We start from the raw sequence: 18122 nt of genomic DNA on the forward strand, positions 1-18122 counted from the left end.
GCGTTAACTCACCATGTCGAAAGCGTTGTGATAATGAATGGTGCGGATTTCATTGGGCGTGACGCGGCCAAACGCGTCATCTTCGCGCGCGATGACGCGAAAAGCGTCGCCAGCGTCAAATCCCGCCCAGGTCATTTTTCGTTTTGCTGCGGGTTCAAATCCGAACCGCGCATAATAGTCAGGATCGCCAAGAACCGCGATTAAGCGCGCATTTCGCGAGCGGCAATGTTGCAGTCCTTTTTCCACCAGCGCGGCGCCGACGCCCTGGCGCTGATGCTCAGGCGCAACGGCAAGGGGGCCAAGTCCCAAAAGCAGGCCATCAAGATCAGGCTTGCAGCTTATGGGCGTGAAGGCGCAATAGCCGACGACAACGCCGCCTGTTTCCGCAACGAGTTCGATTTCGACGGCGTGTTCGGACCATAATGTGCGCATGAGCTGCGCCTCGTCATCGCGACCAAAGGCGCTTGCAATGAGGCCATGGAGAGCGTCATGGTCGTCATCGACGGCGTCGCGAATGAAAAGGCCAAGCGTCATTTAGTCATTTCCTACATTCTGAACATGCCGAAGCGTGTTTCCTCGACAGGCGCATTCATTGACGCCGAGAGACACAACCCTAACACATCGCGGGTTTGCGCCGGATCTATGATGCCGTCATCCCAGAGCCGTGCGGAGGAGTAATAAGGCGAGCCCTGTTCGTCGTAACTGGCGCGGATTTTGGCTTTGAACTCATCTTCCTCTTCGGCGCTCCATGTCTCGCCGTCGCGTAACCCGTCGCGTTTGACTGTGGCGAGGACGCTCGCCGCCTGTTCGCCGCCCATGACGGAGATGCGCGCGTTCGGCCACATGAACATAAAGCGGGGACCGTAAGCGCGTCCGCACATACCGTAATTGCCGGCACCGTAGGAGCCGCCGACAACCACGGTGAATTTCGGCACCGCAGCTGTGGCGACGGCTGTGACGAGCTTGGCGCCGTCCTTGGCGATGCCGCCTTCTTCTGCGGACCGCCCCACCATGAAACCTGTGATGTTTTGCAAGAACACCAGCGGGATTTTGCGCTGGCAGCAAAGCTCAATGAAATGAGCGCCTTTCTTGGCGCTTTCGGAAAACAGGATGCCGTTATTGGCGAGGATGCCGACGGGGTATCCGTGCAAGCGTGCAAATCCGGTGACAAGCGTCGACCCGTAGAGCGGTTTGAATTCGTCGAAGTCAGAGCCGTCGACAAGGCGCGCAATGATCTCCCGCGCGTCATAAGGTTTGCGGGCATCGGTCTCAACAACCCCGTAAAGTTCCCCGGCGTCATAGAGCGGAGGGCAGGGGTCGGCCATCACCACCTCGCCGAGCTTCACCCAATTGAGACGCTTGACGATATTGCGGGCGAGGCCGAGTGCGTGATCATCATCTTCGGCGAGGTGGTCTGCGACGCCGGAAATGCGTGTATGCGTGTCGCCGCCGCCAAGATCTTCCGCCGAAACAACTTCGCCAGTTGCGGCTTTAACGAGCGGCGGGCCGCCAAGGAAAATTGTGCCCTGTTTTTTCACAATCACGGCTTCGTCCGACATCGCCGGAACATAGGCGCCGCCGGCGGTGCAGCTCCCGTGGACGATGGCGATTTGCGGGATGCCTTTTGACGACATTTGCGCCTGATTGAAAAAGATGCGGCCGAAATCGTCCTTGTCCGGAAAAACCTCGTCTTGCATCGGCAAAAACGCGCCGCCCGACTCGACGAGATAGATGCAGGGAAGGCGGTTTTCGAGTGCGATCTCCTGCGCGCGCAAATGTTTCTTCACCGTCATGGGGTGATAGGTGCCGCCTTTGACGGTGGGATCATTGGCGACGATCATGCACTCGACGCCATTGATGCGCCCGAGCCCCGCGACAATCCCGGCGCTCATCACGTCGCCAGAATACATACCCCAGGCGGCGAACTGGCCGATTTCCAGAAAAGGCGACCCGGGGTCGACGAGGCGCGCCACCCGTTCACGGGCGAGCAGTTTCCCGCGCGCCTTGTGGCGCTCGGCGTAACGGGCGCCGCCGCCCTCGGCGACTTTGTCCATATTGGCGTGAAGGTCATCGACAAGCTTTCGCATGGCCGCCGCATTGGCGGCGAAGCCTTCAGAGCGTGGGTCGATCTTGGATTGAATGACAGGCATCCGCTTTTTCCATCTTGCCTTTGGTTTTGATATTAGCCTATAGTACTATTGTCCGACAACAGGTTTATTTAAGATTAGGCGGATTTTCCGGGATTTTTGCGCTTTTTTTTGAGGCCGGTCCCTTCTGAAAGCCTCTAATCGTGAGGAGCGCTCCGATGCTTTCCAACAGCCAGGCATTTATGAAATTCGATCTCGATCCGATGATCGAAGAAATGCGCGATATGGTGGCGCGCTGGGCGGCGGATCGCCTTGCGCCTCGAGCTGCCGAAATTGACGAAAAAAATCTTTTCCCCCGCGACCTGTGGCCAGAGCTGGGTGAGCTGGGGCTGCTCGGCATCACCGCCGATGAAGAGTTCGGCGGGACGGGGCTCGGCTATGTCGCCCATGTGGTGGCCATGGAGGAAATCTCGCGCGCTTCCGGCGCTGTTGGTCTTTCCTATGGCGCGCATTCCAATCTTTGCGTCAACCAGATCAATTTGAATGGCTCGAAAGCGCAGAAAGAGAAATATCTGCCCAGGCTGATTTCCGGTGAGCATCTCGGCGCCCTCGCCATGTCCGAACCCGGCGCCGGCTCCGATGTGGTTGGCATGCGCACGCGCGCCGTGAAAAAGGGTGACCGCTATATTCTGAACGGCAACAAGATGTGGATCACCAACGGTCCGGGCGCCGACACCCTAGTCGTCTACGCCAAAACCGAACCCGACGCCGGCTCGCGCGGCATCACGGCGTTTCTCATTGAAAAAGGCTTCAAAGGATTTTCTACGGCGCAAAAGCTCGACAAGCTCGGCATGCGCGGCTCAGACACTTGCGAGCTTGTTTTCGAAGATTGTGAAGTGCCCGAGGAGAATGTCCTTGGCGAAGTGAATGAAGGCGTGCGTGTATTGATGTCGGGTCTCGATTATGAGCGCACGGTGCTTGCGGGCGGTTCGCTCGGCATCATGCAGGCCTGTCTGGACGTTGTGCTTCCATATGTCCATGAGCGACAGCAATTCGGCAAGGCGATTGGCGAGTTTCAACTGGTGCAAGGAAAGCTCGCTGACATGTATGTGACGACCAACGCCGCGAAGTCCTATGTCTATCAGGTGGCGAAGGCTTGCGACCGTGGCGAGACCACACGCCAGGATGCGGCAGGCTGCATCCTTTTTGCGGCGGAAAAAGCGACGTTGATAGCGCTTGATGCAATCCAGCTTCTCGGCGGCAATGGATATATCAACGAATATCCAACAGGACGGTTGTTGCGCGACGCCAAGCTTTACGAAATTGGCGCAGGGACTTCAGAAGTGCGCCGCATGCTGATTGGCCGCGAACTCTTTTCAAAAACGGCTTAAAAATGTCAGAGCCAAAAGCGAAATTCGCGCCGCTTTATCGCGAGCCTGCTTATCTCAAGGTCTATCGCGCCATTGAAGAAAATATCGTCGAGGGTGGTTTAGCCGACGGCGAGGCGTTGCCGATCGAGGCGGCGCTGTGCGAACAGTTTCAAGTGACGCGCTCGACTGTGCGCGAAGGATTGCGCCTGCTGGAACAATCAGGTCTGATCGTACGCGGCTCCCATAAAAAGTTTATCGTCAGGCGGCCGAATGCTTCGGACGTGGCGGCGGCGGCGAGCCGCAGCCTCGCACTTGGCGGGGTGACATTCAGCGAAGTCTGGGAAACGCTGGCGATCTACTATCCACAGGCGGCGCGGCTCGCTGCGACGCGGTTGGATGAAGAAAGCCTCGCAGAACTGAACACCGTATGGCGCGCGCTGGAAGCGAATGCCGATGATGATCATGACAAGACGGTTGCATGCGCCGTTGAGTTTTTTCAGTCGCTCGCCAAGGGGCTCGATAACCGGGTGATGCTTGCGATGCTTCAATCCCTGAACATGATGATCGGCGAGAGCCTTCGACAGGTCATTGGCAAGGCCCCAAACGCTCGCTCACGTATTCTCAACGCGCAAAAGAATATTCTGGATGCGTTTTCTGCGCGCGATGAAGCTCTCGCCGAAGAGTGGATGGCTAAACATATCGCTGATTTGAAGCGCGGTTATTTGGTGGCGAAAGTCGATATGGATAAACCCATCCTTTAGGCGGCTTTTTCGCGCGCAATATAGTCATCGATGACGCGGCCAAGCACAGTCATGGGCACGCTTCCGCCAAGCACGACGGCGTCATTGAAGCGCCGGAAGTCATAGCGTTCGCCTAGCGCCGCTTTTGCTTTCTCGCGCAGGCCCACAATCGCAGAATGACCGACCTTGTAGCCACAGGCCTGCCCCGGCCATGCGCAATAGCGGTCAACCTCGCTTTGCACCTCATCCGGGTTCGAGCCGTTATTAGTGACAAACCAGTCAATCGCCTGTTCGCGCGTCCAGCGTTTCGCGTGGAGCCCGGTGTCGACCACAAGACGGCAGGCGCGGAACGCAAGCGACTGAAGATAGCCGAGCCGCCCCACAGGGAAATCATCGTAAACGCCGAGTTCATCGGCGATCTGTTCAGCGTAAAGCGCCCATCCTTCGGAATAAGCGTTAAAGGCCAGCAAGGACCGGATCAGCGGTTGCTTGAAGGTGTATTCGCCTTGCCAAACATGACCGGGGATCGCTTCATGATAGGTGAGGTCCGCCAGCGTGTAGCGATTATGCAGGTCCGGCGTACGTAAATTGATCCAGAAATGACCCGGCTGTTTGCCGTCGATGGAACCCGCCCCGCCATAGGCGCCAGGCGCGCCGGCTTCAACTTCCGGCGCAATGCGCGTGACTTCAAGAAAACCAGGGACGAGCGTTTCGAAGGCTTGCGGCATGCGTGCGCGAATGTCGTCGAGCGTTGCATCGATGAACGCCATAATCTCCGCACGGCCTTCATCGCCATCAGCGAACTTATAACGTGGGTCAGCGGAAAGGGCTGTCATGCGCGCTCCGACCGAACCTTCCGTATAGCCGATGGAGCGCAGGATCGGGTCCATGCGCGCGTGGAGCGCCGCGAGTTCGTCAAGTCCCATTTCATGCACGTCATCGGGCGACATGGTCGTGGTCGTTCCGGCCTTGAGCGCCCAGGCGTAATAAGCCTCGCCCTCAGGCTGCGCCCAGACGCCCGCATTGTTGGTGGCGCGCGGCGCCAATGCCTCCAGCGCCGCAATTTGCCGTTCAATGGCGGGGCCGATTTTCGTCTCAGCGATCAGTTTGGCTTTGTCCGCATAATCACCCTTGAGGTCCGCGCTGCGTAATGCGAGCGAGGTCACAATCCCCCAGTTTTCTGCTGGCGTTCCGGCGGCGCCGTGCAATTGGCCAAGTGTTTTCGTCATCAGGAAATCCGGCAGGATGACGCCGAGGTCGCCAGCGGCGGCGGTGCGCTCCGTTTCACCGTCAAGCTGGCCCGCATAGGCTTCCATCCGTGAAAGATAGGCGTCTGCGTCTTCGCTTGTTTCAATGCTGTGGGCGGAGTCGAGAAAACTCGGGATTTCAACAAACGCCCCGGTGTTTTGCGCAACCGCATAGGGACTGTTGCGATAGGACCAGTTCGTGTTGAGGAGCGCCATGTCGCCATAAGGGAAATCGAATCCGTCGGCGGATCTTTCAAAGACGCTGCGCACAACATCGACGTTCAGCGCCTGATCAGGCGCAAGCGACGCCGTGTCGACCTTACGCATCCGGGCGAGCATCTCGCGCACCTTATTTTCAATGACTTCCTGTCCTTCGGACGATCGATCCGTCAACTGCGACTTCAGAAAGGCGTATTTTCCAGTATCAAGCCCGGCGCTGGATGCGCTTTCTGGATAGGCGGTCAGCATGAAATCTGTCGCTTCATCGAGCAGGCTGCTTACTGATTTTTCGGGACCGTCAGCGCTTGCGCAGGCTGCGGGCAAGGCGGCGACAGCCGCCGTAGCGACGGAAGACTGAAGGAGGGCGCGGCGCGATAGGGTCATCAGTTATGTCTCCCGTAAGATGCGATAGGTTGTTTTATGGTGTCAGGCTTTCAGCCAGCTCGGCTTTCGTTTTTCAAGGAAGGCGGTCACGCCTTCCTTGCCTTCATCGCTGGCGCGGGTTTTGGCGATCATGCCCGCCGTTTCCTCCATCACCGCATCGCCGAGCGGACGATAGGCGACTTTGTGAATAAGTTCCTGCGCCAGGGTCTGCGATTGGGGTCCGCAAACCAGCAATTCTCCGAGCGTTTCTTCAAGCGCGTCATTGAGCGCATCGGCATTGACGATCCTGTGGAGAAGGCCGATGCGGCGCGCCTCGGCTGCGTCGAAGCGCTCGCCGGTTGTGAAATAGCGGCGCGCCTGCCGAACAGTGATCGCCTGAATGACAAAGGGCGAAATGACCGCCGGGATAAGGCCGACGCGCACTTCGGAAAGGGCGAAGAACGCCGTGTCTGCGCCGATGGCGATGTCACAGGCCGCGATCAGGCCGATGCCGCCGCCCATGGCCGGACCGTTGACCAAAGCAACAGTCGGTTTCGGCGAGTGATAGATGGAGTAAAGCATGTGGGCGAGGCGGCGCGCATCGTCCTTGTTTTCAGCGGCCGAAAATCTTGCGGCGCGCTTCATCATGTTGAGATCGGCGCCGGCGGAAAAGGCTTTCCCGCCGCCGGTTAAAACAATAACGCGCACATTGGGGTCAGCGTTGAGGCGGCCCATGGCTTCGCAAATTTCGCTGATCAGCTCTTCATTGAATGCGTTTCGGATGTCCGGGCGGTTCATGGTGAGCCGCGCGACGCCGCGCGAATCGAGTGTCGTGATGAGGACCTGTTCTGACATTGTCGTTCCTTGAGAGCTGAACTGCCGAAGCGCGTTTCCCTTTGCTTTTTAACGGTCTATCAAAGCGGGAAGAGGAAGGAAACAGGAGGCGGCAATGGACATCGTCGCAAGCGGCGGCCCCTGCGGCGCGAGCGTCACAGGGCCTGATCTCACAAAACCTCTGGACGACCGGGTGATCGCCGACATTCGCGATGCGTGGCTGGCCCATCATGTGCTCTCTTTTCCCGATCAGGCTATGAGCGATGATGATCTGGAGCGGTTCACGCTTTATTTCGGGCCATTTGGAGATGATCCGTTCATCGCGCCGATTCCGGGCCGAAAGCATATCATTGCAGTGCAGCGCGAGGCGGACGAGGCCGCGCCGATTTTCGCCGAGAGCTGGCACACAGACTGGAGCTTTCAGCAAAACCCACCGGCGGGAACCTGCCTTTTCGGGATCACCGTTCCGCCCCATGGCGGCGATACGCATTTCGCGAACCAGCATCTGGCGCTGGAGCATATGCCCGACACCTTGCGTGTGAAACTCGAAGGCAAGGTCGCCATTCATTCAGCGCGCGTGCCTTACGCGAAAGGCGGCGTCTATGGCGACGAAGACCGCAAAAGTAGATCCATGGATATTCGCGCCTCGGATGAAGCGTTGAAAGCGGAATATCGCCACCCGATTATCGCAAAGCATCCTGAAACAGGCCGGGAAGGAATTTACGGTTGCATCGGCTACATCACCGGCTTCGCCGATATGGAGCCGGATCAATCCATGGCGCTTCTCGCCGAGCTTTATCAATGGCAGACGCGCGAGGAATTTGTCTACAAGCACAGATGGAAGCCGAACATGTTGGTCATGTGGGACAATCGCTCGGTGCTTCATCGCGCTACTGGCGGCTATGAAGGGTATGTGCGGCTCATGCACCGGACCACTATTGGAGCGCGTTAGGCGACGATTTTCTCAAGGGCGCTGCGCAAGTCGGCCGGCAAGCTCGCGGGTCTTCTCGTTTCCCGGTCTACATAGACATGTACAAAATGCCCCTCGGCCGCAGGCGCGTCATCACCCTGTTTGAAGATCGCCAGTTCGTAGCGCACTGAGGAATTGCCGATCCTGGCGACGCGCAAGGCGCCGTCGAGTTTTTGCGGGAATTCAAGCGGCGCGAAATATTTACAACCTGTCTCAACGACAAGACCGATGACGGCCCCTTCGTGAATGTCGAGCGCGCCGGATGCGATCAGATATTCATTCACGATGGTGTCGAAATAACTGTAATAGGCGACATTGTTCACATGGCCGTAAATATCGTTGTCCGCCCAGCGCGTTTGCAGCGGCAGGAAATGTTTGTAATTGGCTCGGGTTGTTTGCTGCTTCATATCTTTCTGTCTTTGACCGGAATGACGAGTTTCAGCCCTGACCAGACCTCATCAACGGCGCAAACTTTCACATCGACAAGACCGATTTTCAAGGCGAGGTTGCGCACGGTGTCTTCAGTGACGGATGACGGAACGCCGGAGGACTTTTTCGGCCAGGACACCCAGATCATGCCGTTTTGCATCAGCTCCTTTTTTAGCTTCGGCAATGTATTCGTAAGCTGTGTCGCGCTGGAGGTGAAAAAATGCACATAGTCATATGGCCCGCCGCTGACGCCCCGGGTTGTTTTCGCGGTCTTTAAGCGGCCCCAATGCTTGAATCCGGAGAGGTCTTTCACCTCGTCCGGCAAGGCTACAAGCAGGGCCGATTGTCCGTCCTTGACGCCAAGCTTTTTCAAGAGCGGCGTGCCGGAATAGCCGGCACTCATCAAAGCACTTCCGTATACAGCGCCAGGGCGTCTTCTTCGGAGACAGGACGCGGATTGTTTTTCATGAGACGTTCGATCTTTGCCGCGTCTTCGGCGAGTTTCGGCAGGACATTATGGGAGACGCCGACTTCCGAGAGGCGGCTTTTGACGCCCGTGGCGGCGCAGATAGCAACCATCTTGGCGACAAAGGCTTCCGCGCGGGTCGTGAAATCACCTGTGTCATTGGCGCCGATAACATCGCCAAGCTCGGCGTAAAGCGGCGCGGCGGCGGGAATGTTGAATTTCAGGACCGGCGCCAGCATCAGCGAATTGGCGAGCCCGTGCGGCACATGGAAATGCACGCCGAGGGGATAGGCCATGGCGTGCACGGCGGCGCAGGGTGCGTTGGCGAAGGCTTGTCCCGCGAGCATTGCGCCGAGCAGCATGGCCTCACGCGCTTCGATATCGTCCGGCGTATCGCAGGTGCGCTGAATATTGGCGGAGAGGAGGGCCAGCGCCTTTGTGGCCAGCGCGTCGGACACGGGGTTCTTTTTCAGTTTCGTCGTATAGGCCTCGATAGCGTGGACCATGGCGTCGATGCCCGTGGCGCTCGTCACATGGCGCGGCATGGAGAGCGTCAAAGATGCGTCGAGGATGGCGAGGTCGGCGTAAAGTTGGGGGCCGAGGACGCCCATTTTCTGATCGTCTTCGGTGGTGATGACGGAGATGTTGGTGACTTCTGAGCCTGTGCCGGAGGTCGTGGGGAGGAGGGCGAGGGGAACGCGCGCGCCTCGCGCCTGGTCGATGCCGTAAATCTCTTCGAGGGTTTGTGTTGAGTTGATGAGGCAGGCGATGACCTTCGCCGTGTCCATGGAGGAGCCGCCGCCGAACCCGATGACGCCGTCGGCCTTGTGCTGGCGCGCCGCCTCGATGGCGCCTTTCACCACTTTCGCCGGCGGGTCCGCCTCGACCCCGTCGAAGAGCGCGTAATCGAGCCCCGCCTTCTCAAGTCCCTTCAAGGCGCCGTCGATCAGCCCGGCCCCGACAACGCCTTTATCGGTGACGACAAAGGGCCGCTGCATCCGCGATTTGAGGATCTCGCCGAGCCGCGCAGCGGCGCCGGTTTCGAAAATGATGTTGGGTACGGTGTCGAAGGTGAAGTTCATGTAGCCGCCTTTGCGCTGTCTTTGGCGAGGAAATAGAGAAAAAGCGGCAGCGCCGCCGAAACGCCCACAAGAAAACAGGCGGCGACAATCCACGCAAGCCTTGCGCCACGCATTGTCGTCGTTGCGGCGACAAGAACTGTGAGCGCGCTGACAATAACGTCGAGCCACGCAAACGCCGCGATGCGTGTCTCAAAGGCTTGTTGCGTGAACAACGCTGGCGAAAGACCGTTATCAGCTATCCAGGGAATGAATGCAGCGTAAGGGACGGCGACGCCAAGTAAGGTCAGAGCAAGATAGAGCTTTGGATCGCCGCCAATTCGCATTAACTTCCCCCTAGTGAAACCTCACCAGCCGTCCCGGCCTTGCTTTCGTCACCTCGTCATTGGCGATGACCTGTTCACCATTGACGAAGGTCGCGCGATAGCCGGAGACGGGCTGCAGCAGGCGCTGGCCGCCCGCAGGGAGGTCCTTCACCATGCGCGGGGCCCCGAGACGCAGTTTCTCATGGTCGATGATGTTGATGTCGGCGCGCATGCCGACTTTTAACCGCCCGCGGTCTTTCAGCCCGAGATAATCGGCGCCGTCGGCGGTGAGCATCTGGACGGCGCGCTTAAGCGGGATTTTCCCGTGATCGCGGTCGCGGCACCAATAGGAGAGAAGGTAGCTCGGAAAACTCGCGTCACAGATCGTGCCCACATGAGCGCCGCCATCGGAAAGACCGGGCAAGGCCTTCGGGTGGGTCAGCATAGCGTGGACATTGTCGTAATTGAATTCGGTGTAATTATAGATCGGGAAATAGATGAGCTGTTTCCCGTCAAGCTCCAGCAATGTGTCGTAAAGTTTCTCCATAGCCGAAACACCGTCGGCCCGTGCTTCCGCGCCGAGCGATTTGTCCTGCGGCTGTTCGTAATCGGGATTTTCACCTAGGCGGAAAAATTTGTTTGCGACGAGTTCGATCGCCGCGATCATGGTGTCGGCGATGGGCGGCACGGAGGAGCCGGGTCCGGCGAGTTTCACCGGCGTTTCTGCAAGGCACTTTTTCTTGAATTCCGGATCGCGCATGATCGCAACGCGTTCCGCCAGCGGCTTGTCCTTGATGGCGATGTAGCTCGGCTGCGCCATGATCGGGTGAAAGGTGCATTGCAGCCCCTGAAAGACGCCGATGGCGCGCGGCGCGACCTGCACGTTGAAGTCGATCCCTTCGGCGTTGAGGCGTTCGGTTTCTTTCAGGATGCGGGTCCAGTCATTGGGCGCCATGTCGCGCTGCATGAGAGAGATCGACGCGGGCTTGCCATTTCCGGCGCGCACGAAACTTTCGACGATTTTGAACTCGTCGGCGAACTGATCGCCCTCGCGTTCGAGATTGAAGTCATTGACGATCTGCAACACGCCATGATCGAGCTCGGCGAGGGCGCCTGCCAGCGCCGTCAGTTCTTTCTCGCTCGCCTCCGCACTCGGCGTCCACTCGCCGTCGGCGGTGCGGTGGATGTCGGTGCGCCCGATTGAAAAGCCCGCGGCGCCCGCCTCCATGGCTTCGCGCACGATCTGTTTCATTTGCGCGATATCGTCATCGGTTGCTTCCTCGAAAGCGCTGGCGCGCTCTCCCATGGCGTAGACGCGCACGGGGTCGTGGCCGATCATCACGCCAAAATCGATGGTGTGCGGCATCGCATCGATGGCGTCCATATAGTCGGGGAAGCTCTCCCAATCCCATGTCAGGCCTTCATGCAGCGCCGTGCCGGGGATGTCCTCAACGCCCTCCATCAGGCGCACGAGGCGATCGTGATCGGACTTTTTCACTGGCGCGAAACCGACGCCGCAATTGCCCATGATAATGGTGGTGACGCCATGATTGACGGAGGGTTTCAGTTCTTCATCCCAGGAGATCTGGCCGTCATAATGAGTATGAAGATCTATAAACCCCGGCGTCACGATGGCGCCGTCCGCGTCGATCACTTGCTTTGCATCGCCTGCGCAGGCGCCGATCTCTGCTATCTTGCCGTCCTTCACACCAATATTGGCGTGAACGGGCGCACCGCCATCTCCGTCATAGAGGAGGCCATTGGTGATTTTGAAGTCGAAGGTCATGTGCGTTTCCTGTGAGCCTTTTGGGAGTCTATTGTTCTGTAGAGGAGGATCATAGCGCCGCCGGAAACGAAGTGCCAAACGCCCCATACAGCGGCGATGGCCGCCGCGCCCCCAAGCCCCTTTAGCTGAGCAAGGATGAGAACGATGGCGAGACCGGTGTTCTGAATGCCGACTTCGAAGGTGAGGCTGCGTCGCCGCGGGGCTGAAGCGCCGAGAAGCCGCCCGGCGCCCGCGCCAAGTGCGAAGGCCGACGCGTTATGCAGCGCGGCTGGTATCAGGATGAGCGACCAAGCGGGCAGCAGGGCGGCCGTCAGCTGGATAAATCCATCGATAATCACAATAGCGAGGATGCCGGCGCCGAATAGCGCGAGCGGCTTGCGGAATTTTTCTGCGGCGGCGGGAAAATATCGGGCGCCGAGCATGCCGAGGGTCAGGGGTGCGGCGAGCATGACTGTCGTCTGGATGACAAAGGCGATGCGGTTGAAATCGATTGTATCGAGAAGCTGCGCTGTTGGCGGGTAGAGTTCAGACCAGAAAAGAATCGCCGCCGGCGTCCAGACTGCGGCCACGACGCTCGATCCGGCGGTGAGCGAAACCGAATAGGCGGTGTCGCCCCGCGCGCTCCAGGTCATGAAGTTCGACACATTGCCGCCGGGGCAGGCTGCGACGACGATCATGCCAAGCGCAATGGATGGATGGGGGTCCATGATGGTGACCAGCGCCAGCGTCATCAGCGGCAGGCCGATTAGCTGCGCGGCGAGCCCGCCCCAGAATAGTTTCGGGTCGGTTTTCAGAAATGCAAAATGCTCAGGTTTCAAGCCGAGCGCGATGGCGAAAATCATGATGATGATCGCCGCCGCCAGCATGAGCTGCGATGACAGCGAAAGGGCGATCGTCAGTTGATCGAGTGCAATTGCGTCCATGCGCGGCTTCTAACCGCCAATCGCGAAAAACAGAATGGCGCTGCGCAGCAAAAGCATCATTGGCTCAATAATAGCCCCAAAGCATAAGCCGGCTCATGATCAGCAGGATCGCGAGCCCGGCCCAGAAGGTGAGCCGCAGCCTCAATGCGCCATACCATTTCGGAAATATGCCGCTGTTCGTCGCGGCGAGGTCTCGCATCAACAAATAGACAAGCAGGATGAGGATAATGAAATGGCGCCAGGCGGCGCCCAGCGCCATCATAAAGACGCCGTCAGGCAGGATCGCGGCAAAGGCGACGAGCGTAATCAATTGTCCCGGTAGAAAAGACTCTTGCAGCTTCTGCCCGGGATTGAGCGTCGCGCCCGCGCCAGCCCCGGAAAGATACGCGACGATGACCGCTCCATAGGTGAGGGCGATAAGGTGGAAATCGAGGGCGATGTGATCGGGGATGATGGCGGGGCTCAGCCACAGCGCGGCAGCGGCGATGAAAAAAGGCGCAAGCCCGTAAAATCCAAGCTGCGTCATCTCTGCTTTTTGCTTAGCTTTAGCCATATTTGTCCCTCCCGCACGCTACTCGTCCGCGCGAGAATAGCCCAGAAATCCTATTTGCGGAATGCAAGGCTCGCCGCCCAGCCGGCGATCAGCGAGAGCGCGACGCAAAATATCCCGTAGGAAACAGGGCGCTGATGGGCGAAATCGTAAATCCGGCGCTCAAGGCCGACGCGATTGACGGCCAGCGCCGCCGCATCGGAGCCGATCAGCTCGCCATCGCGGAAAAGATAAACCGCGACCTCATATTCACCCACGGGCGTGTTGGCGGGAAGGCGCGCCGTAATGGTGAAAAGCGCGCCTTTCTTGAACTCAATCCCGCCGAGATGGGCGCCATAAAGGCCGAGCTCTTCCGCCTCGCTGAGAAAGGCGCTGCGATAAAGGCCAGCATTGTTTTCATCCGCCGGCGCATGCGCTTCGACAGCAATGTCGAGATAGTCCGCATCAAGATGATATTGATCCTGCACGGGCAGCGGGGCGATATCATCAATGGTGCGGGTCGCATAAGTCAGGTACAACCCCGGCGCGCGCTCAATGATATGGGCGGGGCCCGGCGTCCAGATAAGGTTGCTCTTTTCCATCTGGCGCACCTGAAACCGCGTTTGTGGTCCTCGGATGACTGAAATAATGTCAACGGATGCCGGATCTTCCAGGCCTGTTATGGCGCCGAACAGGGTCAGGCGGGCGCCGGCGAAGCCGGTGTCCACTTCGACCCGGTCATCGGTGAGCGCCACTTCGATATTCGCGGCTCCTGCTGGCGCGATCATCAGGGCGAGGACGAGCAAGACATTTCTCATCACAGACCGTCCACAATGAAAAACGAGGCGGGCGGCAGGGCGAGATCAATCAGAAGCCTTGCGCATACGCCGAGAACAAGCAGCGCGAGCAGGGCGCGCAAATGTTCCGCTTTCAACTTGACGCCGACGCGGACGCCGAGCTGTGCGCCGACAACCCCGCCACTAAGCAATAGCAGCGCCAGCGCAATGTCCACCGTCTGGTTTGCCGCGGCGTGAAGAACTGTCGTGATAGCGGTGACGAAAATGATCTGAAACAGTGATGTGCCGACGACGACATTGGTGGGCATGTTCAGAATATAAAGCATCGCTGGCACCATGATGAAACCGCCGCCGACGCCCAGCATGGAGGCGAGCAGCCCAACGATGAAACCGAGCGCGATTGGTGCAATCGGGCTTATGTAAAGAGCGGAGGCGCGAAAGCGCATCGCAAAGGGGAGCGCTGCCAGCCAGGCGGGACTGCGGCGCTTGCGCGCGTGTTTCTGTTTTTCTTCCGTTGAATGTAAAAGGGTGCGAATGCTCTCCCACAGCATCAGTCCGCCGATGAGGCTGAGAAAGATGACATAGGAAACCGAGATCAACGTATCGATCTGACCGGTTTTGATCAGCATTCGGAAAACCAGAACGCCGATGATTGATCCTATGGCGCCGCCGGCGACCAGAAACCCGCCCATTTGAAAGTCGATAGTTTTACGTTTGAGGTGGGCGAGTGCGCCAGAGACAGAAGAGGCGACAATCTGTGAGGCCTCGGTGCCGACGGCGACCGCTGGCGGAATGCCGTAAAAGATAAGAAGCGGCGTCATCAAAAAACCGCCGCCGACGCCGAACATGCCGGACAGAAAGCCGACAGCCGCGCCCATGGTGATCACCACAAATGGATCGACTGGCATCTCCGCGATGGGGAGATAAAGCTGCATGAAAAGCTGACGAACCCCTGAAACGCGATAACGGCGCAGGCGTCAGTGTTGCTTTGTTGCTTTCGCTGTCAACGCCCGCGCGGATGATGTGGCGTTTATAGGCGCGCCCGCGCCTGTGAAACAAGTAAGGTCCGCCCGCTCTTTTGATTGCGGGCCTTGCGGCGTTTTAGCCAGCGGCGTTCAGATTGGCGGCTTCGTCAGGCTGTTCAGCCGTCCACGCGGAGACGTCAGCGTCAATTTCCGAGCGCGTTTCCGGGGAGAGCGCAACTGCGACGCCAGCCGCGAGCGGCTGCGCCTGTGCGTCGCCATTCGCCGCCGCGAGCGAGTACCAGTAATAGGCTTTCGCCGCATCCTGCACGGATGATCCGCCGTCTTCGCTTGGGTGATAGATAGCGCCGAGATTGTATTGGGAATCGACGAGGCCGAAATTCGCCGCCCGTTCGAACCAGGCGATAGCTTCCTGACTGTCAGCAGGACCACCGTCACCGCGCGCGGTCATGACCCCGATACGGTGCATGGCGAGCACATTGCCGCCATTGGCTGCGCGGCGGAACCAGAGCCGGGCTTGCCCCAGATCCTGCTCGACGCCCTGGCCGGTCTTGTAAAGTTCGCCAAGCTGGAGTTGCGCCGGAGGATAGCCAAGCGCAGCGGCGTCCTGAAGTTTTGCAATTGCGGATTTGGCGCCGGATTCGCTCGTTGCAGCGGCGAGCGCGTCCATGCTCTCCACATAGAGCGCCTGGGGATCGGTTGCGGGCGCCTCCGGCACGGAGGGAAGCGTGGAGGTTGTTTCCTGCGCAGCTTCAGCAGGGGTCTCGGTGCGCGCAATCGCCGGCGTGGGCGCGTTGGCGCCAGCGTCGGGTTTGAGCACAAAATCTTTCATGAGATAAACGAGCGCGGCGAGCGCAAGCAGAATGGCGATGCCAAGCGCAATGGTCAGCGGTTTTGCCGAACTCGTCGATTTGAGGGTGTCAAGCGCGGCCCGGTCGCCATTCCCGCGGCGTGTTTCGAAATCGTCTTCTTCAACTGACGAAGCTTTTGCCTTGGGGGCAAGGTGCTCGTCTGCATCGTCGTCTTTGTTGCGGCCAAGGCGCGCCTTGGCGGAGGCGAGCGCTGCGGCGAACTTGCCGAACCGTCCGGACTTCGCTGCTTCCTCTTCTTCCAGCGCAGCCTCCGTTTCGGCAAAGGTGAGCGACTCTGCGCTGTCCTCCGCCGGCGCATGTTGCGCGGCAGGCTCTGGATGAGAATCCATGCTCGTATCGTCATGGCCTTCCTCGGCGGCGCGTTTCTGGCGCGCACGGGCAGCGAGAATGGCGCGTTGTTTTGCTGTCAGCTGGCTGCGGCGCGGGCGTCCGTCTTCCCCTTGGCTGGCGGCTTCACGCGCGCGCCGGCGGGCCGCTTGCAGCATGTCTTCCTTGGGCGCAGGTGCGGAAGGCTCTTCTTCTGACGAGGAGTCGGTATCGATCGCCATGGAGGCGGCGAGAGAGGCGGTGTTCGGCGCCTGCTCATCTTCTTCATCGTCTTCGCTGACGGCGCCGGTCGGCGTTTCCGTTTCAGCCGCGCCAAGCTCATCATCCTCTTCGTCGCCATCATCTTCGAGGCCTTCGCCGGTGAGCGCGCTTCTGACTTCGGCGAGAAGCGATTCTGCATCGTTCATCGCGCCGCCATCGTCTTCACCCTCGTCAGCGCTGACGAGGATATCGTCTTCACCTTCGCCTTGCGTGCTGGCGTCTTGCGTCTCGTCGTCGATCTGGAAACTAAAATCGTCGGCGGGCTCGTCATCGGCTTCCGCATCAAGAGGTTCTGCTTCTTCGGCTTCCGCTGATGTGTCTGTATCATCGGCGAACGCGAAAGGGTCTTCTTCGGCGCTGTCGTCTTCCGCTTCCATCGCAGCGACGGCTTCTTCGATTTCGTCGACGACGTCGTTAATATCTTCGCTATCGCTGGCGGCGGGCTCCGGTTCGGCCTCGGCTGCGGGCGCCATTTCCATGACCTCGATCGCAGCGGGCGCTTCCGGCGCCGGCGTTTCATTGCGCCCAAGCGTCTCAAAGCGGGCGTTTATTTCTTGCAGAGAGCGATGCAGCGCTTCGAGTTTGTCTTCGGTTTCCGCACGCGCGGCGGCGAGAACGGCTTCCACATCGGGCGCGTTGTTCTTTTCTTCGGCGACGAGCTGCGTGCGCACTTCGGCGATGGTCTCGGTGACTTTTTGAACGCCGTCGGCGCTGCGTTTCTCGGCCGCCTCGATCTGGCCAGACAGTTTTGCGATCGTTCCTTCAAGGGCGCGGATCTGATCGCCGCCGCGTTTAATCTCATCGCCAAGGACGCGCAATCTTGCGCCGGTGCGCTCGACAAATTCCGGATCGGAAGAGTCAGCCGCTTCGGTTTTCAGGGCGGCAGCCTCTTGTGCAATGCGTTCGGCCTTCGCGACCCGTTCAGCTAGGTTCTCAATAGCCGATTTCAGGGGGCTGAGTTCCGCCGGTTCGCCAGCGCCGCCTTCGCCCACACGGTCTATGCGTTCAGCGAATTCCTGGAGCTGGGCTTCGGCGGAATCGAGGCGGGTAAGAGTGGTGCGCTGGGCGTTGTTGAATTGGACAGCAACTTGGGTGACGGCTTTTTCAAGCGCTTTTAGCGCGTCAATGCGGCCGCGGTCGCCGCCGGCGCGCTCAAGCTTTTCTATACGCTGCGCGACATCCTCATAGGATCCTTCGGCGGGCTTTATCCGTTCGAGGCGCTGCATGCGTTCGACGAACCCGCCCATATTGCGGCTGAGATCGGCGACGGCGGCGGCGTTTTTCGATTCAGCTTCAACGACGCGATTGCGCAAATGTTCAATGGCCGTGACGATGTCGCGAAGCTTCAGGCCTTCGACTTCGGCGTCGGAAAGGGCGCCGTCACCGCCTTCAGCCTGGCTGTAGATCATCTGGTTCAGCCATTCGCCGACCGTCATGCCTTCGCGACGCGCCGCCTCCTTTGCGGTCTCGCGCGCATCGCGCTCAATGCCTTTGACGCTCCAGGGCGCGTTCGATTTCATGGCTTTCCACCGTCA

17 protein-coding genes are annotated in these 18122 nt (G+C 59.2%); 3 read left to right on the forward strand and 14 right to left on the reverse strand.

The features are described 5' to 3' along the window. Positions 1–3 precede the first annotated feature (3 nt). Positions 4–534, reverse strand: a complete 531-nt coding sequence (locus tag ACFOOP_RS08260) for a GNAT family N-acetyltransferase (RefSeq protein ID WP_379880431.1) — start codon at positions 532–534, stop codon at positions 4–6. An 11-nt stretch (positions 535–545) separates the two neighbouring features. Then, entirely contained in the window at positions 546–2150 is a 1605-nt protein-coding gene (locus ACFOOP_RS08265) for a carboxyl transferase domain-containing protein (RefSeq protein ID WP_379880433.1), read from the reverse strand. Positions 2151–2305: 155 nt separating this feature from the next. On the opposite strand from ACFOOP_RS08265, the gene ACFOOP_RS08270 reads away from it, so the two are divergent. Both ACFOOP_RS08270 and ACFOOP_RS08275 read left to right on the forward strand, forming a co-directional pair. After that, the gene (locus tag ACFOOP_RS08270; RefSeq protein ID WP_379880435.1) at positions 2306–3478 is read left to right on the forward strand and encodes an isovaleryl-CoA dehydrogenase; all 1173 of its coding nucleotides are present in this window, start codon (positions 2306–2308) and stop codon (positions 3476–3478) included. Between the two features lie 2 nt (positions 3479–3480). Further along, a complete protein-coding gene (locus ACFOOP_RS08275) occupies positions 3481–4218 on the forward strand; it encodes a FadR/GntR family transcriptional regulator (protein ID WP_379880436.1) in 738 nt (245 codons plus the stop codon). On the opposite strand, the gene ACFOOP_RS08280 is transcribed toward ACFOOP_RS08275, so the two are convergent. Then, positions 4215–6047, reverse strand: a complete 1833-nt coding sequence (locus ACFOOP_RS08280) for a DUF885 domain-containing protein (RefSeq protein WP_379880437.1) — start codon at positions 6045–6047, stop codon at positions 4215–4217. The two genes, ACFOOP_RS08275 and ACFOOP_RS08280, sit on opposite strands and share 4 nt — an antisense overlap. A 42-nt stretch (positions 6048–6089) precedes the next feature. Beyond that, positions 6090–6881: an enoyl-CoA hydratase/isomerase family protein gene (locus ACFOOP_RS08285; protein ID WP_379880438.1), complete on the reverse strand. Its 792-nt coding sequence runs from the start codon at positions 6879–6881 to the stop codon at positions 6090–6092. A gap of 94 nt (positions 6882–6975) precedes the next feature. Between ACFOOP_RS08285 and ACFOOP_RS08290 the strand changes: the two genes are divergently transcribed. Further along, on the forward strand, positions 6976–7812 hold the full coding sequence (locus ACFOOP_RS08290; protein ID WP_379880439.1) for a TauD/TfdA dioxygenase family protein: 837 nt from the start codon (positions 6976–6978) through the stop codon (positions 7810–7812). On the opposite strand, the gene ACFOOP_RS08295 is transcribed toward ACFOOP_RS08290, so the two are convergent. The 10 genes from ACFOOP_RS08295 to ACFOOP_RS08340 form a co-directional block, all read right to left on the reverse strand. Next, positions 7809–8237 carry an acyl-CoA thioesterase gene (locus ACFOOP_RS08295; RefSeq protein WP_379880440.1) on the reverse strand — a complete coding sequence of 143 codons (429 nt, stop codon included), beginning with the start codon at positions 8235–8237 and terminating at the stop codon, positions 7809–7811. The two genes, ACFOOP_RS08290 and ACFOOP_RS08295, sit on opposite strands and share 4 nt — an antisense overlap. After that, positions 8234–8662 (reverse strand): DUF3052 family protein, encoded by a 429-nt coding sequence (locus tag ACFOOP_RS08300; RefSeq protein ID WP_379880441.1) that lies wholly within the window; start codon positions 8660–8662, stop codon positions 8234–8236. Before ACFOOP_RS08300 ends, ACFOOP_RS08295 begins: the two co-directional genes overlap by 4 nt. Continuing rightward, entirely contained in the window at positions 8662–9807 is a 1146-nt protein-coding gene (locus tag ACFOOP_RS08305) for an iron-containing alcohol dehydrogenase (RefSeq protein ID WP_379880442.1), read from the reverse strand. The genes ACFOOP_RS08300 and ACFOOP_RS08305 overlap by 1 nt, the downstream gene beginning before the upstream one ends. After that, complete coding sequence (locus ACFOOP_RS08310; RefSeq protein WP_379880443.1) at positions 9804–10130, reverse strand: DUF2834 domain-containing protein; 327 nt, start codon at positions 10128–10130, stop codon at positions 9804–9806. The genes ACFOOP_RS08305 and ACFOOP_RS08310 overlap by 4 nt, the downstream gene beginning before the upstream one ends. 10 nt (positions 10131–10140) lie before the next feature. Beyond that, the gene (locus ACFOOP_RS08315) at positions 10141–11895 is read right to left on the reverse strand and encodes an N-acyl-D-amino-acid deacylase family protein (protein ID WP_379880444.1); all 1755 of its coding nucleotides are present in this window, start codon (positions 11893–11895) and stop codon (positions 10141–10143) included. Further along, positions 11892–12818, reverse strand: a complete 927-nt coding sequence (locus ACFOOP_RS08320; protein ID WP_379880445.1) for a bile acid:sodium symporter family protein — start codon at positions 12816–12818, stop codon at positions 11892–11894. Before ACFOOP_RS08320 ends, ACFOOP_RS08315 begins: the two co-directional genes overlap by 4 nt. A gap of 64 nt (positions 12819–12882) precedes the next feature. Further along, a complete protein-coding gene (locus ACFOOP_RS08325; RefSeq protein WP_379880446.1) occupies positions 12883–13371 on the reverse strand; it encodes a DUF3429 domain-containing protein in 489 nt (162 codons plus the stop codon). A gap of 50 nt (positions 13372–13421) precedes the next feature. Further along, positions 13422–14165: a TIGR02186 family protein gene (locus ACFOOP_RS08330; RefSeq protein ID WP_379880447.1), complete on the reverse strand. Its 744-nt coding sequence runs from the start codon at positions 14163–14165 to the stop codon at positions 13422–13424. After that, positions 14165–15079, reverse strand: coding sequence for a sulfite exporter TauE/SafE family protein (locus tag ACFOOP_RS08335; RefSeq protein WP_379880448.1), 915 nt, complete (start codon positions 15077–15079; stop codon positions 14165–14167). The genes ACFOOP_RS08330 and ACFOOP_RS08335 overlap by 1 nt, the downstream gene beginning before the upstream one ends. A 166-nt stretch (positions 15080–15245) precedes the next feature. After that, positions 15246–18107 (reverse strand): hypothetical protein, encoded by a 2862-nt coding sequence (locus ACFOOP_RS08340; protein ID WP_379880449.1) that lies wholly within the window; start codon positions 18105–18107, stop codon positions 15246–15248. Positions 18108–18122 lie beyond the last annotated feature (15 nt).

The organism is Hyphococcus aureus (assembly GCF_042643165.1).
In the GTDB taxonomy this organism is placed as follows: Bacteria; Pseudomonadota; Alphaproteobacteria; order Caulobacterales; family Parvularculaceae; genus Hyphococcus; species Hyphococcus aureus.

Bases quoted from the DNA above. Each gene is read 5' to 3' on its own strand.
- ACFOOP_RS08290 (WP_379880439.1), top strand. From the start codon at position 6,976: ATGGACATCGTCGCAAGCGGCGGCCCCTGCGGCGCGAGCGTCACAGGG.
- ACFOOP_RS08270 (WP_379880435.1), top strand. From the start codon at position 2,306: ATGCTTTCCAACAGCCAGGCATTTATGAAATTCGATCTCGATCCGATG.
- ACFOOP_RS08275 (WP_379880436.1), top strand. From the start codon at position 3,481: ATGTCAGAGCCAAAAGCGAAATTCGCGCCGCTTTATCGCGAGCCTGCT.
- ACFOOP_RS08300 (WP_379880441.1), bottom strand. From the start codon at position 8,662: ATGAGTGCCGGCTATTCCGGCACGCCGCTCTTGAAAAAGCTTGGCGTC.
- ACFOOP_RS08320 (WP_379880445.1), bottom strand. From the start codon at position 12,818: ATGGACGCAATTGCACTCGATCAACTGACGATCGCCCTTTCGCTGTCA.
- ACFOOP_RS08285 (WP_379880438.1), bottom strand. From the start codon at position 6,881: ATGTCAGAACAGGTCCTCATCACGACACTCGATTCGCGCGGCGTCGCG.
- ACFOOP_RS08280 (WP_379880437.1), bottom strand. From the start codon at position 6,047: ATGACCCTATCGCGCCGCGCCCTCCTTCAGTCTTCCGTCGCTACGGCG.
- ACFOOP_RS08325 (WP_379880446.1), bottom strand. From the start codon at position 13,371: ATGGCTAAAGCTAAGCAAAAAGCAGAGATGACGCAGCTTGGATTTTAC.
- ACFOOP_RS08335 (WP_379880448.1), bottom strand. From the start codon at position 15,079: ATGCAGCTTTATCTCCCCATCGCGGAGATGCCAGTCGATCCATTTGTG.
- ACFOOP_RS08260 (WP_379880431.1), bottom strand. From the start codon at position 534: ATGACGCTTGGCCTTTTCATTCGCGACGCCGTCGATGACGACCATGAC.
- ACFOOP_RS08310 (WP_379880443.1), bottom strand. From the start codon at position 10,130: ATGCGAATTGGCGGCGATCCAAAGCTCTATCTTGCTCTGACCTTACTT.
- ACFOOP_RS08295 (WP_379880440.1), bottom strand. From the start codon at position 8,237: ATGAAGCAGCAAACAACCCGAGCCAATTACAAACATTTCCTGCCGCTG.
- ACFOOP_RS08305 (WP_379880442.1), bottom strand. From the start codon at position 9,807: ATGAACTTCACCTTCGACACCGTACCCAACATCATTTTCGAAACCGGC.
- ACFOOP_RS08315 (WP_379880444.1), bottom strand. From the start codon at position 11,895: ATGACCTTCGACTTCAAAATCACCAATGGCCTCCTCTATGACGGAGAT.
- ACFOOP_RS08330 (WP_379880447.1), bottom strand. From the start codon at position 14,165: ATGAGAAATGTCTTGCTCGTCCTCGCCCTGATGATCGCGCCAGCAGGA.
- ACFOOP_RS08265 (WP_379880433.1), bottom strand. From the start codon at position 2,150: ATGCCTGTCATTCAATCCAAGATCGACCCACGCTCTGAAGGCTTCGCC.
- ACFOOP_RS08340 (WP_379880449.1), bottom strand. From the start codon at position 18,107: ATGAAATCGAACGCGCCCTGGAGCGTCAAAGGCATTGAGCGCGATGCG.